Source organism: Pseudonocardia sp. NPDC049154, from assembly GCF_040648315.1.
Taxonomy (GTDB): Bacteria; Actinomycetota; Actinomycetes; order Mycobacteriales; family Pseudonocardiaceae; genus Pseudonocardia.
This window is the reverse complement of record NZ_JBEZDN010000008.1, coordinates 14252-38102: the sequence shown is the minus strand read 5'-3', so window position 1 is coordinate 38102 and position 23851 is coordinate 14252. Positions and strand designations below refer to the sequence as shown.

Here is a 23851-nt window from a genome sequence, read left to right as displayed (position 1 = left end):
CTGGAGCACCACTTACCACGCACGGGTGCCGGAGGCGCGGAGGAAGCGTTCCCCCCACTCCCACAGCTTCGCGGTCAGTTCCGGGGGCGAGCGGACCTCGAACTCCGCGCCGCAGCTGCCGAGGGCGAGCAGCGGCCAGTCGAGGTCGTCGGTCGCCATCCGGAGCAGGCAGCGGTCGGCACCGAGCGGCTCGACCGTGGCCCAGCGGGCCAGGTGCGCCAGCGTCTCGGCCGGGGCCTCGACCAGCGCCTCGACGGTGTAGGTGGCGGGGCGGTTGCGGATGCCGGCCTGGACGAAGTCGGCGGCGTCGGCGGTCGGCAGCTCGCGCGGGCGGAACCGGGCGCCGGTGCGGCGGGGTTCGACGAGCCGGTCGAGCCGGAAGCTGCGCCAGTCGTGCCGGTCCAGGTCGTAGGCGACCAGGTACCAGCGCCGGCCGAGCGGCACGAGCCGATGGGGTTCGACCTGCCGGGTCGTCCGGTCGGCGCCGCGCGCGGTGTAGCCGAACGCGATCCGCTCGGAGTCCCGGCAGGCCTGGGCCACCACGATCAACGCCTCGGGATCGAGGGCGTCGGTCCGCGGCGCGCCGCCCCAGGTGCTCGGCACGGTGACCCCGCGCAGCGCGTCGACCCGGCGCCGCAGCCGCGGCGGCATGACCTGCACGACCTTCGTGAGCGCGCGCAGCGCAGGCTCCTCGATCCCGGCCACGGCGCCCTGCGTCGCCGCCTGCATGCCGACGGCCAGCGCCACCGCCTCCTCGTCGTCGACGACGAGCGGCGGCAGCGCGGCGCCCGCGGCGAGCTGGTAGCCGCCGTCGACGCCCCGGGTCGCCATGACCGGGTACCCGAGCTCGCGGAGCCGGTCGACGTCCCGGCGCAGGGTCCGCACGGACACCTCCAGCCGGGACGCCAGCTCCGGCCCCGGCCAGTACCGGTGGGTCTGCAGGAGCGAGAGCAGCCGCAGCGTCCGCGAGCTCGGTGAGGTCACGCGATCAGTATCCGACCCATTGCGGCCGGATACCGGCCTCAATTCACGGCTCGACGACCGCCTTGCCCAGCACACCCCGCTCGCCCAGCAGGGCGACGGCCTCGCCCGCCTTCTCCAGCGGGTAGGTCCCGGCGATCGGCGGGTCGACGACGCCGGACTCCAGGTACGGGATCAGCTTGTCCCACTCCGCGCGGGTGTAGCCCTCGCGCGGCATGGCGTACGCACCCCAGCCGACGCCGCGGACGTCGATGTTGTTGAGCAGCAGCCGGTTCACCTTCACCGTGGGGATCTCGCCCGCGGTGAACCCGATGACCAGCAGCCGGCCGAGCGGCGCCAGGGAGCGCAACGAGTCGGTGAAGCGGTCGCCACCGACCGGGTCGACGACCATGTCGACGCCGACGCCGTCGGTCAGCTCCTTGACGGCGTCCTTGAACCCGTCCGTCAGCACCGCCTCGTCGGACCCGATCGACTTCACGAACTCCGCCTTCTCCTGCGTGGAGACGACGGAGATCACCCGGGCGCCCAGCGCCTTCGACAGCTGGATGGTCGACGTGCCGATGCCGCCGGCGGCGCCGTGCACCAGCACGGTCTCGCCCTTCTGCAGCTGACCGCGGGTGATCAGCGCGAAGGTCATCGTCAGGTAGTTCATCGGCAGGCAGGCGCCGGCGGCGAAGCCGACGTTGTCCGGCAGCGGGAAGGTGCTGAGCACCGGCGCCGTCGCCAGCTCCGCGAAGGCGCCGATCGACGTGCTCGCCGCGACCCGGTCGCCCGGCGAGAACTCCGAGCCCTCCGGCGCCTCGCGCACCACACCCGCCAGCTCACCGCCCAGGGTGAAGGGCAGCTCCGGCTTGTACTGGTACTTGTCCTGCGTGAGCAGCAGGTCCGGGAAGTTGACCCCGGCCGCCTTGACCTCGATCAGCACCTCGCCCGGCCCGGCCACCGGGTCCGGCACCTCGCCGATCTCCAGCGCCTGCGGCCCGTCCGTGCGGGTCACCCGTGCTGCGCGCATGCATGTCTCCTGTCGTCTCGTTCGTCGTCGAACATGTCAGGTCCGGTGCGGGGGCGCCAGGTACCGCGGGTTGGCCACCGCGACCTGCGCGGTGACCGAGGCGCGGACCGCCGCGACGACGTCGGGGCCGTCGGCGGGCAGGGCGCCGTCGCGGATCCGGGCGGCCAGCTCGCCGTCGTCGGCGCAGCCCAGGGCGTGCAGCCGGGCGCGGTGCTCCACCCGCTGCGCCGGTCCGAGCCGCAGCTCGCGGCGGGCGATCGTGAGGGCGTTGGCGGCCACCTTGGCCAGGTAGGCGGTGCGCGGGTCGGGCGGGACCAGCTCCTCGCGCAGGAACCCGGTGACGGCCTCGAGCAGCTCGTCGACGGACGGCCGGTCGTGCACCACGGGTTCCTCGACCGGGACAGGACCGCGCACCGGGTCGGCGACGACGGCGGGCTCGGTGAGGCCGAGGGCGAGCAGCGCGTCGTGCTCGGCCTCGGCGATCCGCCTGCCCAGCACCGCCATCTCCACCGACCGCTCGCTCCCGCCGAGGTGCCGTTCGGCCTGGATCCGGCAGATCACCGCCCACCGGGCGCAGGCGAACACCTCCCACCAGCGCACCACCTCCGGATCGGGGCGTACGCCGGTCGCGGCCTCGTACCCCGCGAACAGCTCCTCGCGGGAGCCGTAGCCGCCGACCTCGGGGGCCGCGCCGAACCGCCAGGCCCGGGCGCACACCCAGCCGAGGTCCTCGCGCGGGTCGCCGACGTGCGCGAGCTCCCAGTCGAGCACCGCGCGCACGCCGGAGTCGTCGACGAGCAGGTTGCCGTTGCGGAAGTCGCCGTGCACCAGGGCGGGCGGCACCGGGTCGGGCCGGGTCTCGGCCAGCCGGCGGAACACCAGCTCCATCGCGGGCCGGGGCTCGCCGAAGGCGGCGTGGCTCTCGCGCAGCAGGGTGAGCGCGTCGGTGTGGTGCTCCAGCCGCGGCACCTCCGCGGGGTCGATCGCGTGAATGCGGCCGAGGATCTCGCCGAACTGCCGCGCGAGCCGCGGCCGGACCGCCGCCCACCGCTCGGAGCGCAGCAGCCGGGGCGGCAGGGTCTCCCCCGCCAGCCGCTCCATCAGCAGGTACGGGCTGCCGACGCCGTCCGATCCGTCGCCCGCGGCCAGCAGCTCCGGGATCGGGACGCCCGCCCGCGCGGCGGCGCGGAAGCACTCGGCCTCGCGCGCCATCCCCTCCGGCTCCGGGACCTCAGGGGGGTCGCGGCGCAGGACCAGGCCGCGCCCCCCGGCGTCGAACGACCAGGTCTCGCGGCTCGCCCCGGCCGACAACCGGTGCAGGTCCGTGACCGGGGCACCGACCACGCGGGCGAGCGCGTCGGACAGGGAGTCGGGGACGACGGCCGTCATCGCCCGTGCCTCACGGCGTCGAGCGCGATCTCCTCGTAGCGCGCCACGATCTCCTCGGGCCCGAGCCGCCCACCCGGCCGGTACCAGGCGGCCACGGCGGTGCAGGCCGTGCTCACGAACCTCGCCGCGTCCTCGGGCTGGTCCGCGCCGAACACCCCCCGCCGCACGCCGTCGCGCACCACCCGGTCGAAGATTCGCTGCTGGACGTCGCGCTTCGCCACCACCAGCGCCCGCGCCCCCGGCTCGAGGGACCGCAGCTCGCTGTTGCCGAGCAGGCTCTCCCGCTGCGACTCCAGGTGCACCCGCACGTGCGCGCCGACGACGGCCCGCAGCCGGTCGGCCGGGTCCTCGCCGGCGAGGTCGAGCGCCTCCTCGGTGGCGGCGATCAGCACGTCCAGCCCGCGGTCGAGCATCGTCGCCAGCAGGCCCTGCTTCGAGGTGAAATGGTGGTAGAGGATCGCCGGGCTCGTCCCCGCGGCCGCGGCGATGTCGCGCACCGAGGTCCCGTGGTAGCCGTGGACGGCCATGACCTGGACCGCCGCGGCGATGAGCGCGGCGGCCGTGGGTTCGTCGCCCGGCAGCACGAGCGTGGTGGGCGGCAGCCCCTCCCCGGGGCTCCCGCGGCGCGCCCCGGAAGGCGCGGCCGGCTTCTCGGCGCTGACCATGCCCCCACCCTAACCGCTCTGAACGAGCGTTCAAAGCACTGTTGACGTAGCAGGTGACTCGTCCTACCGTGCGCTGAACGAGCGTTCGGCGACAGGCCGGACCCGGGCACCGACGGAGGTGCGATCCCCATGGCCGGTCCCTACGCGGGGTTGAAGGTCTTCGACCTCAGCCACGTGATCGCCGGGCCGTTCTGCACGCGGATGCTCGCGGACATGGGCGCCGACGTGATCCGCGTCGAGCAGCCCACCGGCGACCTGATGCGGGCGTTGCCGGTGGCCGTCGGCGACCCCGAGGACCACGTCTCCAGCGCGTACGTCCAGTACAACACCGGCAAGCGGTCGATCGGGCTGGACCTCAAGGACCCGCGCGGCCTCGACCTGGCGCTGCGGCTCGCGGACTGGGCCGACGTCGTGGTCGAGAACTTCGCGCCGGGGGTGCTGGTCCGGCTCGGCCTCGGCTGGGAGGTGCTACACGCCCGCGACCCGCGCACGATCCTCTGCTCGCTGTCGACCTTCGGCGCCGAGGGCCCCTACTCGCACCTGTCCGGCTTCGGGCTGGTCGCCGAGGCCTGGTCCGGGCTGATGTCGCTGACCGGCGAGGAGGGCGGGCCGCCGATGCACTTCGGCACGGCGCTCGCCGACGTCAACTCCGCGGTGCACGCGCTCGCCGGCATCGGTGCCGCGCTGCACCAGCGGCAGCGCACCGGCGAGGGCACGCACGTCGACATCTCCGCGTTCGACGCCCTGTTCGCCATGATCGACCAGCAGCCGGCCGCGGGCGCCTTCACGGACGGCGAGGCGGTGCGCGGCAAGTACGGCAACCGGCACACCACGAGCGTGCCGTCGGGCGTCGCCACCTGTGCCGACGGCACGCACCTCGCCTACGGCATGAGCGGCGACGTCTTCTTCGCGCGGCTGGTGAAGGCGATGGACGCGCCGGAGCTGCAGGAGGACTACGGCACCGTCGCCCAGCGCGTCGGGAACCCGGGACCACTCTACGACCGCATCGAGGCCTGGGCGGCCACCTGGCCGACGGCCGACGCGCTCGTCGAGCACCTCGTCGCGCACGGGCTCTCCGCGGCTCGGGTGCGGAGCGTGCGGGAGAACCTCGCCGACCCGCACCTCGTCGCCCGCGGCACGCTCAGCCCCGTCCGGCAGCCGGGGCACGGCGAGGTCCTCCTGCAGACCGCGCCGTACCGCTTCTCCGGGTCCGAGGTCCGTCCGGGGCGACCCGCCGGGCCGATCGCCGCCGACACCGCCGAGGTCCTCGCCGACGTGCTCGGCCTCGACGACGCGGCGGTCACGGCCCTCTTCGACGACGGGGCCGTCCACGGCCCCCACGACACAGGGAAAGGAGCCCGATGAACGTCACGCTCGACCGGAACGCCGACGGCACGATCGCGACCCTCAGGTTCGCGAGCGACCACCCGATGAACGTCTTCACCGTCGACACGCTGGAGGCGCTGCGGGAGAAGGTGGCCGAGGTCGCGGCGGACCGCGCCGTCCGCGTCCTGGTGCTCACCGGCAAGGACACCGTCTTCTCCGGCGGCGCCGACCTGGGCTACCTCGGGTCGCTCGACGACGACGCCTACAAGCACTACATCGCCACCGAGTACACGCTGTTCGCCGAGGTGGAGGACCTGCCGCTGATCACCGTCGCGGCGCTCGCGGGGCCGTGCGTCGGGAACGCGACCGAGCTCGCGCTGGCCTGCGACTTCCGGATCTGCACGCCGGACGTCCGGATCGGGCTGCCGGAGATGAAGGTCGGCTTCGTCTCCCCGGCCCAGCGGCTCACCGCCTACGTCGGCATCGGCAAGGCCAAGGAGCTGATCTACGGCGGCCGGCTGGTGCCCGCCGCGGAGGCGCTCGAGCTGGGCCTGGTCACCACGGTGGCGGACGACCTCGCCGCCGAGGTCGAGAAGGCGACGCAGCGGTACGCCGCGTACTCCGCCTACGCCCTGCCGCTCACCAAGCTGGGCATCCACCGCTGCTACGGCCTGGCCGGCGACGGACCCAGCCGCGCCTACGACGCCGAGGAGCAGGCCGCGGCGTTCGCCACCTTCCGCGGGCCGGACTACGCCGAGGGCGCGGCGGCGGCGCTCGAGGGCCGCCGGCCCCGGTTCACCGCGCAGCGTCCCGCGTCGACCGACGAGATCCTGAAGGGCGAGTAGATGATCGTCGACTTCCTGGCGGGCGCCGTGCCCGACGAGGACGCGTTCACCCTCTCCGAGGCCGTCACGCACGGCCGGCTGCGGGGCTACGCGGAGCACTTCGGCGGCACCCTCAAGCCCGCCCGCACGCACGCCGAGGTCACCGAGCGCTGGCAGGCGGCCCGGGAGGCCGCCCGGGAGCGGGTGCCCTCCGAGGAGGACTTCCTCCGGATGCTCGCCGACGGCGGCATCGCGCTCGCCGGCGTCTACACCGAGTCCTTCGGCTCCCGGCTGGGCGTGCCCACCGCCGACAACGGCGTGGTCGCGGACTTCGTCAAGCGGCACTCCGACAAGGTGGTCGGGTTCGGCGGCGTGGACCCGTGGGAGATCGACGCGGCCCGCACCGTCGACGAAGCCGTCGAGCTGGGGCTCTCCGGCGTCGTGCTGTCCCCGTTCAAGCAGCAGCTGCTGCCGGACGACCCGCGGATGGCCCGGGTCTACGGCCGCTGCGAGGCCCTCGGCGTGCCGGTCCTGCTGCACACCGGGATCAACTGGTCGCTCGACGCCGCCTACGACGTGGGCCATCCGCGGTACATCGACGCCGTCGCGACGGCCTTCCCCGACCTCAAGCTCGTCGCGCTGCACGCGGCGTGGCCGTGGGTCGAGGACATGATGATGGTGACCTGGCGGCACGAGAACGTGTACGTCGACCTGTCGGCGCACCGTCCGCGGACCTTCACGCGGCCGAACTCGGGCTGGGAGTCGTTGTTGCAGTTCGGGAACCGGCAGCTCGCCGACAAGGTCCTCTTCGCCTCCACCTGGACGCTGCTCGGCGTCCCGCCCGCCGACCTCGTCGCCGAGGTCCGCGCGCTCCCCCTGAAGGACGACGTCATGGACAAGTGGCTGGGCGGCAACGCCCTGCGCCTCCTCGGGAGGGTGTAGTCGTGCTGGTCTCGGACATCATCCGGAACAACGCGCGGGCCCGCGGCGGCTCCGTGGCGCTCGTCGTCGACGGGCGCGAGATCACCTACGCCGCCCTCCAGGAGCTCGTCGAGGAGACCGCCGGGGCGCTCACGGCCCGCGGGATCGGCTACGGCGACCGGGTGGCGGTGCTGGCGAAGAACAGCCTCGAGTACGTCCAGCTCTACTTCGCGACCGCCTCGCTCGGTGCGATCCTCGTGCCGCTCAACTTCTGGCACCGCGGCGCCGAGCACGCGTACACGATCGGCGACTCGGAGCCCGCGCTCTGGTTCGTCGAGGCGCAGTACGACGAGGTGTCGCAGGAGGCCCGCACCGCGCACCCGCAGCTGCCGGTGCTGCGGATCCCGGGCCCGGAGGGCGACCGCGCCGACTGGGAGGCATTCAGCGCCGCCGCGGTCGACGTGCCGCCCGTGACGGTCGACGAGCGCGACCCGCACATGATCCTCTACACCTCGGGGACCACCGGGAAACCCAAGGGGGCCATGCTCTCCCACCGCCGGACCGTCGACGACGGGCTGGCGATGGCGGCGACGCTGCGGGCCAACGACCGCGACGTCTTCATGAACTACTTCCCGCCCTTCCACGTGGGCAACTGGGACCACATGAAGCCGTTCCTGCTCGTGGGCGCGACGGTGATCCTGCTGCGGGAGTTCGATCCCGACGTGGTGCTGGACCTGCTCCCGCGGCACCGGGTCTCGGTGATCCTGGGCGTGCCGACGATGCTGCACGCGCTGATCACCCACCCGCGCTTCCCGGACACCGACACCTCGTCGGTGCGGCTGCTCTACTACGGCGCCTACGACCCCAGCGGGATCATGGACCGCACCGCCGACGCGTTCGGCGCCCGCGAGGGCAAGGTGCAGTTCGCGCACACCTACGGGCTCACGGAGGGCGGGCCGTTCGTCACCTGGTGCCCGCCGGAGGACGTCTTCGACCGCTGGGGTTCGATCGGCCGCGCCATGCCCGGCGTCGACGTCGCCCTCCTCGACGACGACGGCAACGAGGTCCCGCCCGGCGAGCCCGGCGAGATCTGCGTCCGGGGCCCCCGGATGAGCGGGTACTGGCGCAACGAGGAGGCCTCGAAGATCGCGCTGGCCGGCGACCGGCTGCACACCGGCGACATCGCCGTCGCCGACGCCGACGGGTTCCTCACCATCGTCGACCGCAAGAAGGACATGATCCGCTCCGGCGGCCAGAACGTGTGGTCGAAGGAGGTCGAGGACTGCCTGGCCAAGCACCCCGGCGTCGCCGACGCGGCGGTGATCGGCCTGCCGGACCCGGTCTACGAGGAGCAGGTGGTCGCGGTCGTCGTGCCGGCGGGCGATCCCTCGGAGGCGCTGGCCGCCGAGCTCACCGCGTTCGTGAAGGCGCGCCTCGCGGGCTACAACACCCCCAAGCAGGTCCACTTCGTCGACGAGTTCCCCCGCACCGCGGTCGGCAAGATCCAGAAGCACGTGCTCCGGGAGCGGTTCGGGAACTGACCCACCCGCGAGCCGGGACGTCCGCCGCGATCACCTGCCCGGTCCCGGGCAGGTCCGCACCGTGCCCTCCCCACCGGTCGCCGGTGTGGTGCAGCGGCACCGCTCGACGTTCGGCACGACCGTCCCGCACGACCCCTACGACGAACCAGGAGAGGCACCCATGACCGACCCCGCCGAGCCGGCACCCCCGGCTCCCGACGCGCCGGGCACCGCGTTGCCCCGCGCCGCCGCCGTCGCCGCGACGCCGGCCTTCGCCCGGCTCGTCCGCAGCCGGAACCGCTTCGCCGTCCCCGCGGCCGCCCTCAGCTTCGGCGCCTACCTGCTCGTCATCGTGCTCTCCGGGTTCACCCCGGTGCTCAACGGCAAGGCCGTGGGTCAGCTGAGCTGGACCTTCGTCCTCACGGCCCTGATCTTCCCGCTCGTCTGGCTGCTCTGCGGGCTCTACACCCGCCGGGCCGTGCGGTGGGACGAGCTGGCCGACCGGGCGATCGCCGAGTCCGGCGTCGAGACCCGTACCACCGCCCCCACCGCCGAGAAGGGCCTGCACCGGTGAGCGCCGACCCGATCACGATCGCGATCTTCGTCGCGGTCATCCTGCTGACGCTGGCCATCACGGCATGGGCCGGCCGCCGCAACCGCGACGCGGGCTCGCACTACGTCGCGGGCGGGCAGATCACCGGCTGGCAGAACGGCCTCGCGATCTGCGGCGACCTGCTCTCCGCCTCGACCTTCCTCGGTGTGGCCGGCATCCTCGCGCTGCAGGGCGTCTACGGCTTCTACCTGGTCGCGGGCGGTCTCGTCGCCTTCCTGCTGGTCCTGCTGCTCGTGGCCGAACCGCTGCGCAACCTGGGCCGCTACACGATCGCCGACGTCCTCTCGAGCCGCTTCCGGTCGAAGGGCGTGCGCGCGGTGATGGCGGTGAACACGCTGGTGGTCACGGTCTTCTACATGATCGCGCAGCTGGTCGGCGCCGGCGTGCTCATCAGCCTGCTGATCGACGTGCCGTACTGGGTGGCGGTGATCGTCGTCGGCGTGCTGATGGCCGTCTACATCACCGTCGGCGGCATGCTCGCCACGACGTGGATCCAGATCGTCAAGGCCGTCATGCTGCTCACCGCGCTCGCCGTGCTGGTGGTGCTGGTGCTCGCGCGGTTCGGCTGGAACCCGATGGCGCTGTTCCAGGCGGTCTCGGAGGCCTCGCCGACCGACCTGTTCGCCCGCGCGAGCGGGTTCGTCCCCGGGCTGGACCTGCTGTCCGTCGCGATCGCCCAGGTGCTCGGCACCGCGGCCCTGCCGCACATCCTGATCCGGTTCTTCACCGTGCCCGACGCGAAGGTGGCCCGGAAGTCGATGAGCGTCGCCCTGTGGATCCTCGGGCTGGCGTTCCTCGCCATGCCGTTCATCGGCTACGGCGCGGCGGCGATCGTCGGGCAGGCGCAGGTGGCCGCGGCGAACAAGGCCGGGAACCTGGCCGCCCCGCAGCTGGCCGAGACGCTCGGCGGGCCGGTGCTGTTCGCGCTGATCTCCGCCGTGGCGTTCGCGACGATCCTCGCGGTCGTCGCCGGCCTGGTCATCGCGGGCTCGGGCGCGGTGGCGCACGACATCTACAGCTCGCTGATCCGCAAGGGCAAGGCGTCCGACGCCGAGCAGGTCAAGGCGGGCCGCATCGCCGCCGTCGCCATCGCCGCGGTGTCGATCGTGCTCGCGCTCGGCGCGCAGAACACCAACATCGCGCTGCTGGCACTGATGGCGGTGGTGGTCGCGGCCAGCGCCAACGTCCCGGTGCTCGTGCTGTTGCTGTTCTGGCGGCGGCTGAACACCACCGGCGTGATCGTCGGAGTCGTGGCCGGCCTGGTCAGCTCGGTCGTCCTGGTCCTCGTCGGGCCGGGCGTGATGGGGACCGCGGCGCTCTACCCGCTGTCCTACCCCACGCTCGTGTCCGTGCCGATCGGCTTCCTCGGCTGTGTGCTCGGCACCGTGCTGAGCAGGCCGCGCCGGGACGTCGAGGCGCCCTACGACGAGATGCACGTCCAGGCGATGACCGGTCGCGCAGTCGTCTGAGCTGCGGTTCCGGGTCCGGCCGAGAAACGTCGACCGGGCCCGGAATTGAGGACAGGATCTGACCGGAGTGCTCCGTAGTGTCGTTCTCGTCAGCAGGAACCGACGAGAGGCGGACGCCATGACCACCACCGAGATCCCCACCCTGACCGGCGAGAAGGCGGACCTGCTCGCGACGCTCGCCCAGCACCGGTTCCTGTTCCGCCACACCGTCCAGGGCCTCACCGACGAGCAGGCGGCGCTGACGCCCACCGCGAGCGAGCTGTGCCTCGGCGGGCTGATCAAGCACGTCGCGTACGGCGAGCGGAACTGGATCACCTTCGTGCTGGAGGGGACCTCCGCGATGGAGTTCACCGAGGAGGCGTTCGCCGAGCACGCGAACAGCTTCCGGATGCTCCCCGGCGAGACCCTGGAGGGCCTGCTCGCCGAGTACGAGCGGATCGCGGAGCGGACCGAGGCCGTGGTCGCCGCGCTGCCCTCGCTCGACCTCTCCCACCCGCTGCCCGAGGCGCCCTGGTTCACCGAGGAGGCGTGGTCGGCGCGTCGCGTCCTCACCCACGTCATCGCCGAGACGGCCCAGCACGCCGGGCACGCGGACATCCTGCGCGAGACGATCGACGGCCAGAAGACGATGGGTTGACGATCGGCGCGCGACTGTCGGTGGGCACTGCTTCAATGCGGACCGTGCTGCTCCACCACGTCGTCCGGACCTCGGCCGCGGTCGGCGCCACCCGCTCCCGCAAGGAGAAGTCGGCGGCGCTGGCCGCGCTGCTGAACCTGGCCGCGCCGGAGGAGGTCGCGCCGGCCACGGCCTGGCTCGCGGGCGAACCCCGGCAGGGGCGGATCGGCACCGGCTGGCGCACCCTCTCGGGCCTGGCCGGTGCCCCCGCCGCGGAACCCACGCTCGCCGTCGCCCAGGTCGACGAGCTCCTCACCGAGCTGGCCGGCACCTCCGGGGCGGGGTCCGCGCGGCGCCGTCGCGAGCTGCTGGAGTCGCTGTTCGGCGCGGCGACCGAGGAGGAACAGGCCTTCCTCGTCCGGCTGCTCACCGGGGAGCTGCGGCAGGGGGCGCTGGAGGGCGTGATGCTCGACGCGATCGCCGCGGCCGCCGAGGTCCCCGCGGCGGTGGTGCGGCGCGCGTTCATGCTCTCCGGCCGGCTCCCGGAGACCGCCGCGCTCGCCCTGTCCGAGGGCGCCGCCGGGCTCGAGGCGGTGCGCCTGGAGGTCGGGCGGCCGATCCGGCCCATGCTGGCCGGCCCCGGGTCGTCGCTCGACGCGGCGCTCGAGTCGCTGGGCGAGGAGGTCACCGTCGAGTACAAGCTCGACGGCGCGCGCATCCAGGTGCACCGCTCCGGCGACGAGGTGCGGGTGTGGACGCGGACGCTGCGCGAGGTCACCGACGGCGTGCCCGAGCTGGTCGCGCGCGTCCGGGAGCTGCCGTGCACCACCGCGGTGCTCGACGGCGAGACCCTCGCCCTCGACGACGACGGCCGGCCCCGCAAGTTCCAGGACACCATGTCCCGCTTCGGTTCGGACGGCGCCGGCGACGAGGGGGCGGAGGTGCTGCTCAGCCCCTTCTTCTTCGACCTCCTGCACCTCGACGGCCGGGACCTGCTCGACGAGCCGCTCGCCACCCGGCTCGACGCGCTCGCCGGCCTCCTCACCGGCCCGGCCCAGGCGCCGCTGCGCATGCCCGGCATCCGCCGCCCCACCCCGGACCAGGCCGCGGACGTCCTCGACGGGGCGCTGTCGGCCGGGCACGAGGGCGTCGTCGTCAAGGCGCTGGATGCCCCGTACGCGGCCGGACGGCGCGGGAAGAGCTGGCAGAAGGTCAAGCCGGTACACACGCTCGACCTCGTGGTGCTCGGTGCCGAGTGGGGCTACGGCCGCCGCACCGGCACGCTGTCCAACATCCACCTCGGCGCCCGGGACCCGGACGGCGGACCGCCGATCATGGTCGGCAAGACCTTCAAGGGCATGACGGACGAGCTGCTCGCCTGGCAGACCACGGAGTTCCCCGGCCACGCGGTGCACGACGACGGGCACGTGGTCGAGATGCGCCCCGAGCTCGTCGTCGAGATCGCCCTCGACGGCGCCCAGCGCAGCGTCCGCTACCCCGGCGGCGTCGCCCTCCGCTTCGCCCGGGTCCTTCGCTACCGCCCCGACAAGACCCCCGCCGAGGCCGACACGATCGATGCGATCCGCGCCCTGCTGTAACCCGCCCGGACACGGCTCCCCAGAGGAGCACGCCCCTCCGCGGCCGGGCCGATCGGCCGCTTCGTGCGGGCACCGGCGTCGGTAGCCTGACCGGTCCACGGCCGTACCTGCCCATGCCCCGATCGTGTCCGCGATCGGCACGTCACACGACCGCCCATCGAGGGCGGCCGGGTTGAGAGGTGCGCCATGACCGTCACGTTGACCCGGGCCGACGGTTCCCGCGAGCAACTGTCCGACGACGTCCTCGACGAACTGGACGCGGCCCTGCGCGGGCCCCTGGTGCCCGGTGGCGACGCCGGTACGCCCGAGCCGTGCCAGGAATGGAACGCGATGTACCCCGACCGGGCGGGACTGACGGCGCGGTGCACCGGGACCGCCGACGTGGTCGAAGCGGTGCGCTTCGCCCGCTCGCGCGGCCTCCTGGTCGGGGTCCGCGGCGGCGGCCACTCCGTCGCCGGTCTCTCGAGCATCCCCGACGGCCTGCTGATCGATCTGTCGGCCATGCGTGGGGTGCTGGTCGACCCGGAGCGCAGGCTCGCCCGGGTACAGGGCGGGGCCGTGCTGGGCGACGTGGACCGCGAGACCCAGGCGTTCGGCCTGGCGACCCCGCTGGGGCGCGTGTCGGAGACCGGGGTGGCCGGGCTGACGCTGGGCGGCGGCTACGGGCACCTCAACGCGAAGTACGGGCTGTCGTGCGACAACCTGGTCGAGGCGCAGGTCGTGTGCGCCGACGGCAGCGTGCGGACCGCCTCGGAGACCGACGACCCGGACCTGTTCTGGGCGATCCGCGGCGGGGGCGGCAACTTCGGCGTCGTCACCTCCTTCACGTTCCGGCTGCACCCGGTCGGCCCGATCGTCGCGTTCGCCGGCGTGATGTACCCGCTGGAGGACCTCGGTGCGATCGAGCGCGGCTGGCGGGAGTACGCCACCGCGGCGCCGGACGAGGTCACGACCTTCATCGTGACGATGACGTTCCCGGCTGCGCCCGGCATGCCCGAGGTCATCCACGACCGGCCCGTCGCGATCGTCGCCGCGGTGCACTGCGGGCCCGACCCGGAGCAGGGAATGCAGGTGCTGCAGCCGCTGCGCGAGCTCGGCACTCCCCTGTTCGACCTGTCCCAGCCCATGCCGTACACCGCCGTCCAGTCCTCGTTCGACCCCTTCTTCCCGCGCGGCGGACTCCGGGCCTACTGGAAGTCCCAGTACCTCGACGAGCTCACGGACGACGCGATCGACGCCCTGGCCCGCCGGGCGCAGGACCGGCCCGCTCCGCTCACGCTCGTGAACACCTTCCACCTCGGGGGCGCCGTGCACGCCGTCGATCCGGAGGCGACCGCGTTCGCGGAGCGGACCTCGCCCTTCATGGTCTCGTTCGACACCATGTGGACCGACCCGGGCCAGGACGACGCCGCGATCGCCTGGGGCCGGTCGGCCTGGGACGAGATGACGAAGTACGGCAACGGCCGGGTGTTCCTGAACTTCACCGGCCGGCAGGACGAGTCCCTCCAGGCCGGCACCGACACCGCCTTCGGCCGCAACCTGCGCCGCCTTGGCCGGATCAAGGCCGCTGTCGACCCGGACAACTTCTTCCAGCTCAACAACAACATCGCCCCCACCCCGGGCTGACTCGGCACCGGCAACCCGCGAGTCGGGACTCCCGACTCGCGGGACCGGTCTGCGATCTGCCGCACACATCTCTCCCGCTCCGGCGGCGCACGGCCGATCTCCCCGCTACCCTTGGCTCTCCGTGCGCTTCATCGACGGGCACCGGCCCACCTCGGACCTCACCTACGACGACGTCTTCCTCGTCCCCGGGCGGTCCTCCGTCGCCTCCCGCTTCGACGTCGACCTGACCACCGCGGACGGCACGGGTGCGACGGTCCCGGTCGTCGCGGCGAACATGACCGCGGTCGCGGGCCGCCGGATGGCCGAGACGCTGGCCCGCCGCGGGGCGCTGACCGTCCTGCCGCAGGACGTCGCACCCGAGGCGGTCGCCGAGATCGTCGCGTGGATCAAGTCGCGGCACCCCGTGTGGGACACCCCGCTCGTGCTGCGCACCGGCGACGCGGTGGCCGACACGCTCAACCTGCTGCCGAAGCGCGCGCACGGCACCGTAGTCGTGGTCGACGACGGCGGCCGGCCGGTCGGCACGGTCGACGAGGCCGCGTGTTCGGGCGTCGACCGCTTCACCCGGCTCGCCGACGTCCTCGACGGGTCGCCGGTCATGCTCCCGCTCGGCACCGCGCCCCGGGAGATCTTCGAGACGCTCGGCGGGCGCGGCGTCGCCCTCGGCCTCGACGACGACGGCCGCCTCGCCGGCCTGCTCACCGCGCTCGGCGCGATCCGGGCCGGCATCTACACGCCGACCCTCGACAGCCACGGCCGGCTGCGCACGGCGGCGGCGATCGGCATCAACGGCGACGTCCCGACCAAGGCCAAGGCGCTGCTCGACGCCGGGGTGGACGTCCTCGTCGTCGACACCGCGCACGGCCACCAGGACAAGATGATCGAGGCCCTGAAGGCGGTCCGGGCCGTGGTCCGCGACTCCGGGCTGTCGGTCCCGATCGCGGCGGGCAACGTCGTCACGGCCGAGGGCGTGCGCGACCTCGCCGAGGCCGGCGCCGACGTGATCAAGGTCGGGGTCGGGCCGGGCGCCATGTGCACCACGCGGATGATGACCGGCGTCGGGCGCCCGCAGTTCTCGTCGGTGCTGGAGTGCGCCGCGGCCGGCCGCGAGCACGGCGTGGCGATCTGGGCCGACGGCGGCGTGCGCTTCCCGCGGGACGTCGCCCTCGCCCTCGCCGCCGGCGCCGCCTCGGTGATGATCGGCTCCTGGCTCGCCGGCACGTACGAGTCCCCCGGCGACCTGCTGCGCGACGAGTCCGGCCGCGCGTACAAGGAGTCGTTCGGCATGGCGTCGAAGCGTGCGGTGAGCGCGCGGACCCGCGCCGACGGCGACTTCGACCGGGCGCGCAAGGGCCTGTTCGAGGAGGGCATCTCCAGCTCGAAGCAGCTCCTCGACCCCGGCCGCCCCGGCGTCGAGGACGTGCTCGACGGCATCTGCTCCGGCGTCCGCTCCGCCTGCACCTACGCCGGCGCCCGCTCCCTCGCCGAGCTGCACGAACGCGCGGTGGTGGGCATCCAGACCGCCGCAGGCTTCACCGAAGGCACCCCCCACGGCCTGTGAGTGGCGATAGTCGCTATAGCGACTACGGCCACTCACGACGAGTTGTCCACAGAGGTGGATGACTGTCCACAGACGGAGCGCTCGTCGGTTCGCGAGCACCGGAGCGGCGCATCGTTGGCCCATGACGCCGTCGCGGAAGACCGTGGACCGGGTGGTGGAACCGTCGAGGCTGGCCGAGTGGCACCGGCTGCTCAGTCAGCAGCACGGGGTGGCAGGCCTCGACCAGCTCCGCGAGTTCGGGGTGACGTGGAGCGCCGTCGTCGCCCATCTCGATGCCGGCCGCTGGCAACGGGTGCTTCCGCGGGTCTATGCGCTCTTCACCGGTTCGCTGTCCCCGCAGGCGCGGACGAGCGCCGCTCTCCTGTACGGCGGTCCCGCGGCGGTCCTCAGCCATCGCACCGCCGCCGAGCTCTGGGGACTCGTGCGGTCGGAGGACCGGCCGGTCCACATCACCGTCCCGTACACGAGTTCAGCGGTGTCACAGCCACCGTTGGTCACGGTCCACCGTTCGCGGGCGCACCGGCACATCCTCGTGGCGACGGATCCACCGCGGACGAGCCGGGCGGACACCGCGATCGACGTCGCCGTGGCCGAGCCGGACCCGGACGCCGCCCGTCGCGCCCTCGTCGCGATGCTGACGACCGGCCGCGTCACCCCTGCCGCCGTCGAGCGGCGGATGAGCGAACGGCTGCCGCGACGGCACCGCAGGGCACTCCGGGAGGCGATCCGGATGGTGCGGGAGGGCGTCCAGTCGGCACTCGAGGAGTTGTACGTCTCCGACGTCGAGCGCGCTCACGGTCTTCCGTCGGGCCGCCGGCAGAGCCCGGTCCAGGTGGACGGCACGGAGTTGTACGAGGACGTCGTGTACGACGCGGTCGGCGCAGCACTCACCGTGCGGCTCGACGGCCGCACGCACCTGATCGACGGTGTGGCGTTCCGGGACCGGCGCCGGGACAACGCCGCCGAACTCGCCGGACGGGCCCGATTGGTCTACGGCTGGCGCGACCTCTCCGCCGATCCTTGCGCGGCCGCGCGGGAGGTCGCCGCGGTGCTCCGCCGACTGGGTTGGCGAGGCGCCGCGACGACCTGTCCGACCTGCTCGTGAGTGGCGATAGTCGCTATAGCGACCATCGCCACTCACGGGTCAGTTGCCGGGGCCCTCCAGCATCTCCGTCACGAGGGCGGCGATGGGGCTGCGCTCGGAGCGGGTGAGGGTGACGTGGGCAAAGAGGGGGTGGCCCTTCAGCTTCTCGATCACCGCGGCGATGCCGTCGTGGCGGCCGACCCGGAGGTTGTCGCGCTGCGCGACGTCGTGGGTGAGGACCACGCGGGAGGCGGTGCCGAGCCGGGAGAGCACGGTCAGGAGCACGTTGCGCTCCAGCGACTGCGCCTCGTCGACGATCACGAAGGTGTCGTGCAGCGACCGGCCGCGGATGTGGGTGAGCGGCAGGACCTCCAGCATCCCGCGGGCGATCACCTCGTCGAGCACGTTCTGGCTGACCAACGCGCCGAGGGTGTCGAACACCGCCTGGGCCCAGGGGCCCATCTTCTCCGCCTCGCTGCCGGGCAGGTACCCGAGCTCCTGCCCGCCGACGGCGTAGAGCGGCCGGAACACCACGATCTTGCGGTGCTGCTGGCGCTCCATGACGGCCTCGAGGCCGGCGAGCAGCGCGAGCGCCGACTTGCCCGTGCCGGCCCGGCCGCCGAGGGAGACGATGCCGACCTCCGGGTCGAGCAGGAGGTCGAGCGCGACCCGCTGCTCCGCGGAGCGCCCGTGCAGCCCGAAGGCCTCGCGGTCGCCGCGGACGAGCTTGATCTGCTTGTCGGCCGTGACCCGGCCCAGCGCCGACGACGTGCCGCCGAGCAGCCGGATGCCGGTGTGGCAGGGCAGCTCGCCCGCCTCGGCGTGGTCCAGCACGCCGTCCCGGAACAGCGTGTCGATCTCCTCCGGGGCGACCTCGACGTCCGCCATCCCGGTCCAGCCGGAGGGGACGACGTCCTGACCGTGGTACTCGTCGGCGGGGAGCCCGACGGCTGCGGCCTTGACGCGCAACGGCATGTCCTTGGTGACCAGCACGACCTGCCGCCCGGGCCCGTACTCCGCCTGCAGGTTGAGCGCGCAGGCGAGGATCCGGCTGTCGTTGCTGTCCGTGCGGAAGCCGCTCGGCAGCACCGACTGGTCGCTGTGGTTCAGCTCGACGTGGAGCGTGCCGCCGGCGTCCCCGATCGGGACGGGCGCGTCGAGCCGGCCGTGCTTGATCCGCATGTCGTCGAGCTGCCGCAAGGCCGCCCGCGCGAACCACCCGAGTTCCGGGTGGTGCCGCTTGCCCTCGAGTTCGGAGATGACCACGAGCGGGAGGACGACCTGGTGCTCGTCGAACCGGGTCAGCGACCACGGGTCGGAGAGGAGAACCGAGGTGTCGAGCACGTAGCAGCGGGGCGTGACGTCCGCGGGGACGTCGGAGCCGCTCTCCTGAACCGGGGCCGTACGACGTTCGGTCACGGGTGCTCCCTCGCGGGCGCGGCACCACGCCCACAGTTCCGGTGGGCCGGCCGACCCCGGTGCGGTTGCACGAACCACGTCTGCGACGCCGCCCGCACGCCCGCAAGGGCCGGGTGCCGGCCCTCTCGGGTGCTTCGCAACACCACGTCCAGGGCCTCCCCGGACGGTGCGATCGGTACGCACCGCCACCGCTGACGCTACTAGCGGTCACCCTCATGCGGTCAAGGGTGAGATCGTGTCGCGTCCGTGACCGATCCCGAGAATTAACAGAACGGCCGACCACTCATCGCATGATCGACACCGTCCGTCGCGTGTACGCCCCGGTCGGCCGCCGACCGTCCGGACCAGTCCTGCGCACCCGGTGAGGCCAGCACCCCGGGCGTGACGGGCCGGTCGAGCGCCCGGCGGAACCGCGCGGGTTCACCCGCCCACCAGGCACGCACCAAGGGGTATCCGACCACGTAGGTAACCGTGTAGGCCCGCCACCGGGGGTCGGTGAGGAACCGGAGCGCGCGGTCCGCACGGGCGTCGTCGAGCAGGAGCCACCGGCGCAGGTGGTCACGGGCCGCCGTCGCCCCCACCCGGTCGACCAGGAGCGCCGCGTCGAGCCGGACGTGCTGCAGCGGCAGCATCGCCTCCTCCAGCGCCTCGGCCAGCTCACCGTCCGTGACCACCCCCACGTCGGCCAGCACGTCGGCCGCCCACGGCCCCCACCCCGGTCCGACGACGGCGTCGAGCCCGAGGTCCGCCACCCCCTCGACGACGAGGGCGCGCGGGCTGCGGGTGAGGCTCAGCGCCCGCTCGGGTTCGGAGCGCGCCGCGGCGACCCGCTGCAGGTGCTCGACGTGGTGCCCCGGGTAGGTCTCGTGCGCGACGAGCCTGACGAGCTGCCCCGCCCGCTGCGGGGCATCGGCACTGAACCGGGCGAGCGAGCGGCCGCCGCCGAGGTAGCGGGTGAAGCCGCTCCACGGCCTGCCCTCGACGAGCTCGATCTCGACGTCCTCACCCCTCGGCAGGTCGAGGACCGCGGCGGCCCGCTCGCGCACCGCCGCAACCAGGGCACGGATCGCCGCGCCCCGACGCTCGCGCGGGAGCTCGTCCCGCACGCGGTGCGCGGCCAGCCGGTCGGCGAGCGGCCCCGGCCCGGGCAGCAGCGCGTCGACGGCCCGGTGCGCCGCCCGGTACCCCTCCGGGTCGCCGGGGGCGACGTCGACGCCGTAGGTCTCCCGGATCTCGGTGCGCAGCGGCACATGCTCGCCTGCGAGGGTCCGTGCGGTGCGCTCGAGGGCGCCCAGCTCGCCGTCGAGGAACGACTCCCGCACCGCCGGGAGGCCGACGTACGGGACCGCACGCCGCAGGCGGGCGGCCTCGCGGACGAGATCCGACGGCGCGGGAGCGGGCTCGGAGCGGACGTGCCGGCGCAGCGCGGGGTCGCCGTCGAAGGCCTCCACGGTGCCCGGCGCGAGGCGGTCCAGCCGCAGCGCCAGCAACGCGACCTGGCGCGCGACCGCGTCCGCTCTCACGGCACTCTCCGCATCACCCGGACGCTACCCGGCGGACGCCCGTCCGGCGCCCCGTACACGATCGGGAAGACAACGTTCCCGAACGAGTGGGTCGGCTACCCACTGTCCGCGGAAACGGCCGGAAAGTCGATTCGGGGCGGCGTCGAATTCCACCTATCCGGGGAGTAACCAAACGCACCGTTCGTAGCTCACACGATGGTGGTACGAGATTTGTTGTATACGCGCGACTGCGGATAGCTTTCGGAGCAGTCAGCGCGGGCTCCCCGGTCGGACGCTGACCTGAAAGGTGCCGGCTCGCCGGTTCCGCAGACCTACAGGAGAGAAACTGTGCTGAAGAAGGCTGGAATCGTCGCGACCGGCGTCGCTGCCTCTCTCGTCGCGGTCAGCCCGCTCGCCTTCGCCGGTGACAAGGGCCACGACCACGACAAGGGCGACAAGGGCCACCACGGCTCGTCGGTCACCGGCATCGACAAGTCGGGCAAGGGCCTGCTGAACGTGTCGGGCAACAACGTGAACGTCCCGATCCAGGTCTGCAACAACGACGTCCCGGTGAACGTCGGCGCGCTCGCCCTGCAGGGCAACGCCAAGGACATCACCGGCGCGCTGACCGGCGCCCTCGGCCTGTTCGGCAAGGCCGACGCCGACAGCAAGGTCAAGACCGACAACGACGATGTGTGCGGCCTGACCTCCGCCTCGGGCGACTCGGTCAGCTGACGTCCCGTCAGCGCAGCACCGCCGACGCCGGTCCGGTTTCCCCGGGCCGGCGTCGCGCTTTTCCGGACACCGCGCACAGGTGCTCCACAACTCATCCGATCGAGCGAGGTAACTTTCTGCGGAAACACCTTCCGACACGATAGTGGTAGGCGTTTCGCAATTGGTGAATCTCTCGGATAGCGTCCTCGGTAGTCGGTGCGGGCTCCCCGTTCGAGCATCGACTCGTCAGTCCGGGCCTTCCCCGGGCCCGAACCCATACAGGAGAAGAAGAATGCTGAAGAAGGTCGCCCTGGTCGCCGCCGCCTCGGCCGCGTCCGTCGTCGCCGTCAGCCCGCTCGCGTTCGCCAGCGACTCGCACGAGACCGGCATCGACAAGTCGGGCAAGGGCCTGATCAACGTCTCCGGCAACAACGCCAACGTGCCGGTCCAGGCCTGCAACAACGACGTCCCGGTGAACGTCGGCCTGCTGGCCGGTGTCCAGGGCAACGCCAAGGACATCGTCGGCACCGCCACCGGCGCTCTCGGCCTGTTCGGCAAGGCCGACGCCGACAGCAAGGTCAAGACCGACAACGACCGCGTGTGCGGGCTCGACGCCGCCGCCGGCGACTCGGTGAGCTGACGCTTTCCACAGCGCTTCATCCGGAAGCCCGGCCCGTTCACGGGCCGGGCTTCCGCCATTTCGGACAACGGCGCCCGGAGAAGATCATCCGATCGAGGGAATAACCGCCTGAAGAAACGCGATCAGACACGATCGTGGTATGGGTTTCACAATTCCCGGCCTTCTCGGATAGCGTCCTCGGTAGTCGGTGCGGGCTCCCCGGTCGGACACCGACTCGTCAGTCCGGGCCTTCCCCGGGCCCGTACACACACAGGAGAAGAACAATGCTGAAGAAGGTCGCCCTGGTCGCCGCCGCCTCGGCCGCGTCCGTCGTCGCCATCAGCCCGCTCGCGTTCGCCCACGAGTCGCACGAGACCGGCATCGACAAGTCGGGCAAGGGCCTGATCAACGTCTCCGGCAACAACGCCAACGTGCCGATCCAGGCCTGCAACAACGACGTTCCGGTGAACGTCGGCCTGATCGCCGGCCAGGCCAACCTCAAGGACATCACCGGCACCGCGACCGGCGCCCTGGGCATCCTGGGCAAGGCCGACGCCGACAGCAAGGTGAAGACCGACAACGACCGCGTCTGCGGCCTCGAGTCGAGCGCGGGCGACTCGGTCGACTGAGACCTGCCTACGCCGAACGGCGTCGATTCTTCGGGATCGGCGCCGTTTCGCGTTCTCGGGCCCTTTTCCGTGGCCCGCCCGCGCTGCCGGGCGGAGTCCGCTCGTCAGCCGCCGAACCGGCGGTGCCGGGCCGCGTACTCACGCAACGCCCGGAGGAAATCGACACGACGGAACTCGGGCCAGTAGGCCTCGCAGAAATGAAATTCCGAATGCGCGCTCTGCCACAGCAGGAAACCGGAGAGCCGCTGCTCCCCCGACGTGCGGATCACGAGGTCGGGATCGGGCTGGCCGGACGTGTAGAGGTGCGCGGCGATGTGGTCGACGTCGAGCACCTCGGCCAGCTCCTCGATCGACGAGCCGGCCTCGGCGTGCTGCAGCAGCAGCTTGCGCACGGCGTCGGCGATCTCCTGCCGCCCCCCGTACCCGACTGCCACGTTGAGCTCCAGGCCCGGCCGGTCGGTGGTGCGCGCGGCGGCCGCCGTCAGCCGCTGCGCGATCCACTGCGGGAGCAGCTCCAGCGCGCCGACGACCCGGAGCCGCCACGGGGCGCTCGGGCCGCTCAGCTCGTCGACGACGTCGGCGATGATCTCCAGCAGCGGCTCGAGCTCGTCGGCCGGGCGGGAGAGGTTGTCCGTGGACAGCAGGAACAGCGTGACGACCTCGACGCCGGCGTCGCCGCACCAGCCGAGCAGGTCGGAGATCTTCGCCGCGCCGACCCGATGGCCGTCGTTGACGTCCTCGAGCCCGGCGTCGCGCGCCCACCGCCGGTTGCCGTCGAGGATCAGCGCCACGTGCCGGGGGCGCTCCGCACCGACCAGCCGCCGGGCGAGCCTCGCCTCGTAGGTCGAATAGAGGAGGTCACGGACACCCACGGGGCGGAGCCTACGCCGCGGTCCGGGACCACCTGCGCCCGAAGGCCGTCGCCCGGCGCGCGCTTCACCGACGCGCCACCGGCCGGCAACCCGGGCGCGCGTGGAGATCCCGTACCCTCGGGCAGGTGACCGCCGGGACCCTCCAGCCGCCGTCGGACCTCCCCTTCGTCAAGCCGCGGATGCGCGGCTGGCTGCACTTCTGGTCGTTCGTCACGTCGGTCGCGGCGTGCGCCACGCTGATCGCCGTCGCCGCGTCGCTCGTGGGCGGGGCCGCCGCGCTGGCGACCTCGGTCTACAGCATGACGATCCTCGGCCTGTTCGGCGTGAGCGCGCTCTACCACCGCCGCACGTGGTCGACGCCGCGCAGCCGGCTGATCATGCGTCGGCTCGACCACTCGATGATCTTCGTGTTCATCGCGGGCACGTACACGCCGGTCGCGATGCTGGCGATGGCCCCGGCGACCGGGCGGATCGTGCTGGGCGTGGTGTGGGGCGGCGCCCTGGCGGGCGTGGTCCTCAAGATGTGCTGGCCGCACGCGCCGAAGTGGCTCGCGGTGCCCATCTACCTCGCGCTCGGCTGGGTCGCGGTGTTCGTGCTGCCCGACCTGCTGCACAACGCCGGCGTGACCGCCCTGGTCCTGCTGCTGGTCGGCGGCGCGCTCTACACCGCCGGCGCGGTGTTCTACGCCGTGCACTGGCCCAACCCGTGGCCGAGGACCTTCGGCTACCACGAGTTCTTCCACGCGGCCACGGTGCTGGCCGCGATCTGCCACCAGATCGCGATCTGGTTCGCGCTCTTCCCCTCGTGAGTGGGGGTTGTTTGGAACTGAGGTAGAGACAGCAAAAGAAAGCTTATAAGAGATTTATAAGAAAAACAAAAAAAAAAAAGAA

Annotated in this window: 22 protein-coding genes; 15 read left to right on the top strand and 7 right to left on the bottom strand. The window is 72.7% G+C overall.

All coding sequences use genetic code 11. The annotated features are described in order from the left end of the window. Positions 1–12: 12 nt before the first annotated feature. Genes AB0B41_RS06780 through AB0B41_RS06765 form a run of 4 tightly spaced genes read right to left on the bottom strand, consistent with a single transcriptional unit; the run spans position 13 to position 4047 of the window. The gene (locus AB0B41_RS06780) at positions 13–984 is read right to left on the bottom strand and encodes a YafY family protein (RefSeq protein WP_358199790.1); all 972 of its coding nucleotides are present in this window, start codon (positions 982–984) and stop codon (positions 13–15) included. A 43-nt stretch (positions 985–1027) separates the two neighbouring features. Then, positions 1028–1993: an NADPH:quinone oxidoreductase family protein gene (locus AB0B41_RS06775; protein ID WP_358199788.1), complete on the bottom strand. Its 966-nt coding sequence runs from the start codon at positions 1991–1993 to the stop codon at positions 1028–1030. Between the two features lie 36 nt (positions 1994–2029). Continuing rightward, positions 2030–3382 (bottom strand): phosphotransferase family protein, encoded by a 1353-nt coding sequence (locus AB0B41_RS06770; protein WP_358199786.1) that lies wholly within the window; start codon positions 3380–3382, stop codon positions 2030–2032. Next, positions 3379–4047, bottom strand: a complete 669-nt coding sequence (locus AB0B41_RS06765; protein WP_358199784.1) for a TetR family transcriptional regulator — start codon at positions 4045–4047, stop codon at positions 3379–3381. The genes AB0B41_RS06770 and AB0B41_RS06765 overlap by 4 nt, the downstream gene beginning before the upstream one ends. Before the next feature lie 129 nt (positions 4048–4176). Here AB0B41_RS06765 and AB0B41_RS06760 point away from each other — a divergent pair, with 129 nt between their 5' ends. The 11 genes from AB0B41_RS06760 (at position 4177) to AB0B41_RS06710 (ending at position 17226) form a co-directional block, all read left to right on the top strand. After that, complete coding sequence (locus tag AB0B41_RS06760; RefSeq protein WP_358199782.1) at positions 4177–5412, top strand: CoA transferase; 1236 nt, start codon at positions 4177–4179, stop codon at positions 5410–5412. After that, complete coding sequence (locus AB0B41_RS06755) at positions 5409–6218, top strand: enoyl-CoA hydratase/isomerase family protein (protein ID WP_358199780.1); 810 nt, start codon at positions 5409–5411, stop codon at positions 6216–6218. The genes AB0B41_RS06760 and AB0B41_RS06755 overlap by 4 nt, the downstream gene beginning before the upstream one ends. Then, entirely contained in the window at positions 6219–7139 is a 921-nt protein-coding gene (locus AB0B41_RS06750) for an amidohydrolase family protein (RefSeq protein ID WP_358199777.1), read from the top strand. Positions 7140–7141: 2 nt separating this feature from the next. Continuing rightward, on the top strand, positions 7142–8659 hold the full coding sequence (locus AB0B41_RS06745; RefSeq protein ID WP_358199775.1) for an AMP-binding protein: 1518 nt from the start codon (positions 7142–7144) through the stop codon (positions 8657–8659). 160 nt (positions 8660–8819) lie between these two features. Next, positions 8820–9212 (top strand): DUF485 domain-containing protein, encoded by a 393-nt coding sequence (locus AB0B41_RS06740; protein WP_358199773.1) that lies wholly within the window; start codon positions 8820–8822, stop codon positions 9210–9212. Then, positions 9209–10720, top strand: coding sequence for a cation acetate symporter (locus AB0B41_RS06735; protein WP_358199771.1), 1512 nt, complete (start codon positions 9209–9211; stop codon positions 10718–10720). The genes AB0B41_RS06740 and AB0B41_RS06735 overlap by 4 nt, the downstream gene beginning before the upstream one ends. Positions 10721–10838: 118 nt before the next feature. Continuing rightward, positions 10839–11357 carry a DinB family protein gene (locus AB0B41_RS06730; RefSeq protein WP_358199769.1) on the top strand — a complete coding sequence of 173 codons (519 nt, stop codon included), beginning with the start codon at positions 10839–10841 and terminating at the stop codon, positions 11355–11357. 35 nt (positions 11358–11392) lie between these two features. After that, positions 11393–12934, top strand: coding sequence for an ATP-dependent DNA ligase (locus AB0B41_RS06725; RefSeq protein WP_358199767.1), 1542 nt, complete (start codon positions 11393–11395; stop codon positions 12932–12934). A 186-nt stretch (positions 12935–13120) separates the two neighbouring features. Next, positions 13121–14560 (top strand): FAD-binding oxidoreductase, encoded by a 1440-nt coding sequence (locus AB0B41_RS06720; RefSeq protein ID WP_358199765.1) that lies wholly within the window; start codon positions 13121–13123, stop codon positions 14558–14560. 121 nt (positions 14561–14681) lie between these two features. Then, positions 14682–16121: a GuaB1 family IMP dehydrogenase-related protein gene (locus AB0B41_RS06715; protein WP_358199763.1), complete on the top strand. Its 1440-nt coding sequence runs from the start codon at positions 14682–14684 to the stop codon at positions 16119–16121. Positions 16122–16242: 121 nt separating this feature from the next. Then, complete coding sequence (locus tag AB0B41_RS06710) at positions 16243–17226, top strand: hypothetical protein (protein ID WP_358199761.1); 984 nt, start codon at positions 16243–16245, stop codon at positions 17224–17226. Between the two features lie 39 nt (positions 17227–17265). Here the strand turns inward: AB0B41_RS06710 and AB0B41_RS06705 are convergent, their stop codons facing one another. Together AB0B41_RS06705 and AB0B41_RS06700 are read right to left on the bottom strand one after the other, a co-directional pair. Next, the gene (locus AB0B41_RS06705; RefSeq protein ID WP_358199997.1) at positions 17266–18549 is read right to left on the bottom strand and encodes a PhoH family protein; all 1284 of its coding nucleotides are present in this window, start codon (positions 18547–18549) and stop codon (positions 17266–17268) included. Positions 18550–18887: 338 nt separating this feature from the next. Further along, positions 18888–20147, bottom strand: a complete 1260-nt coding sequence (locus AB0B41_RS06700) for a DUF885 domain-containing protein (protein WP_358199758.1) — start codon at positions 20145–20147, stop codon at positions 18888–18890. Between the two features lie 327 nt (positions 20148–20474). Between AB0B41_RS06700 and AB0B41_RS06695 the strand changes: the two genes are divergently transcribed. The 3 genes from AB0B41_RS06695 to AB0B41_RS06685 all read left to right on the top strand — a co-directional run bounded on the left by AB0B41_RS06695 (position 20475) and on the right by AB0B41_RS06685 (position 22088). Next, entirely contained in the window at positions 20475–20861 is a 387-nt protein-coding gene (locus tag AB0B41_RS06695) for a hypothetical protein (RefSeq protein ID WP_358199756.1), read from the top strand. Between the two features lie 271 nt (positions 20862–21132). Then, on the top strand, positions 21133–21480 hold the full coding sequence (locus AB0B41_RS06690; RefSeq protein WP_358199754.1) for a hypothetical protein: 348 nt from the start codon (positions 21133–21135) through the stop codon (positions 21478–21480). Positions 21481–21743: 263 nt separating this feature from the next. Continuing rightward, a complete protein-coding gene (locus AB0B41_RS06685; RefSeq protein ID WP_358199752.1) occupies positions 21744–22088 on the top strand; it encodes a hypothetical protein in 345 nt (114 codons plus the stop codon). A gap of 104 nt (positions 22089–22192) precedes the next feature. On the opposite strand, the gene AB0B41_RS06680 is transcribed toward AB0B41_RS06685, so the two are convergent. Next, entirely contained in the window at positions 22193–22960 is a 768-nt protein-coding gene (locus AB0B41_RS06680) for an isoprenyl transferase (protein WP_358199750.1), read from the bottom strand. A 179-nt stretch (positions 22961–23139) separates the two neighbouring features. Here AB0B41_RS06680 and AB0B41_RS06675 point away from each other — a divergent pair, with 179 nt between their 5' ends. After that, positions 23140–23769, top strand: a complete 630-nt coding sequence (locus AB0B41_RS06675) for a hemolysin III family protein (RefSeq protein WP_358199994.1) — start codon at positions 23140–23142, stop codon at positions 23767–23769. Positions 23770–23851 lie beyond the last annotated feature (82 nt).

Coding starts and splice junctions, on each gene's coding strand:
- AB0B41_RS06775 (WP_358199788.1), bottom strand. CDS start 1,993: ATGCGCGCAGCACGGGTGACCCGCACGGACGGGCCGCAGGCGCTGGAG.
- AB0B41_RS06770 (WP_358199786.1), bottom strand. CDS start 3,382: ATGACGGCCGTCGTCCCCGACTCCCTGTCCGACGCGCTCGCCCGCGTG.
- AB0B41_RS06765 (WP_358199784.1), bottom strand. CDS start 4,047: ATGGTCAGCGCCGAGAAGCCGGCCGCGCCTTCCGGGGCGCGCCGCGGG.
- AB0B41_RS06760 (WP_358199782.1), top strand. CDS start 4,177: ATGGCCGGTCCCTACGCGGGGTTGAAGGTCTTCGACCTCAGCCACGTG.
- AB0B41_RS06755 (WP_358199780.1), top strand. CDS start 5,409: ATGAACGTCACGCTCGACCGGAACGCCGACGGCACGATCGCGACCCTC.
- AB0B41_RS06750 (WP_358199777.1), top strand. CDS start 6,219: ATGATCGTCGACTTCCTGGCGGGCGCCGTGCCCGACGAGGACGCGTTC.
- AB0B41_RS06740 (WP_358199773.1), top strand. CDS start 8,820: ATGACCGACCCCGCCGAGCCGGCACCCCCGGCTCCCGACGCGCCGGGC.
- AB0B41_RS06730 (WP_358199769.1), top strand. CDS start 10,839: ATGACCACCACCGAGATCCCCACCCTGACCGGCGAGAAGGCGGACCTG.
- AB0B41_RS06725 (WP_358199767.1), top strand. CDS start 11,393: ATGCGGACCGTGCTGCTCCACCACGTCGTCCGGACCTCGGCCGCGGTC.
- AB0B41_RS06720 (WP_358199765.1), top strand. CDS start 13,121: ATGACCGTCACGTTGACCCGGGCCGACGGTTCCCGCGAGCAACTGTCC.
- AB0B41_RS06710 (WP_358199761.1), top strand. CDS start 16,243: ATGACGCCGTCGCGGAAGACCGTGGACCGGGTGGTGGAACCGTCGAGG.
- AB0B41_RS06690 (WP_358199754.1), top strand. CDS start 21,133: ATGCTGAAGAAGGTCGCCCTGGTCGCCGCCGCCTCGGCCGCGTCCGTC.
- AB0B41_RS06685 (WP_358199752.1), top strand. CDS start 21,744: ATGCTGAAGAAGGTCGCCCTGGTCGCCGCCGCCTCGGCCGCGTCCGTC.
- AB0B41_RS06675 (WP_358199994.1), top strand. CDS start 23,140: ATGCGCGGCTGGCTGCACTTCTGGTCGTTCGTCACGTCGGTCGCGGCG.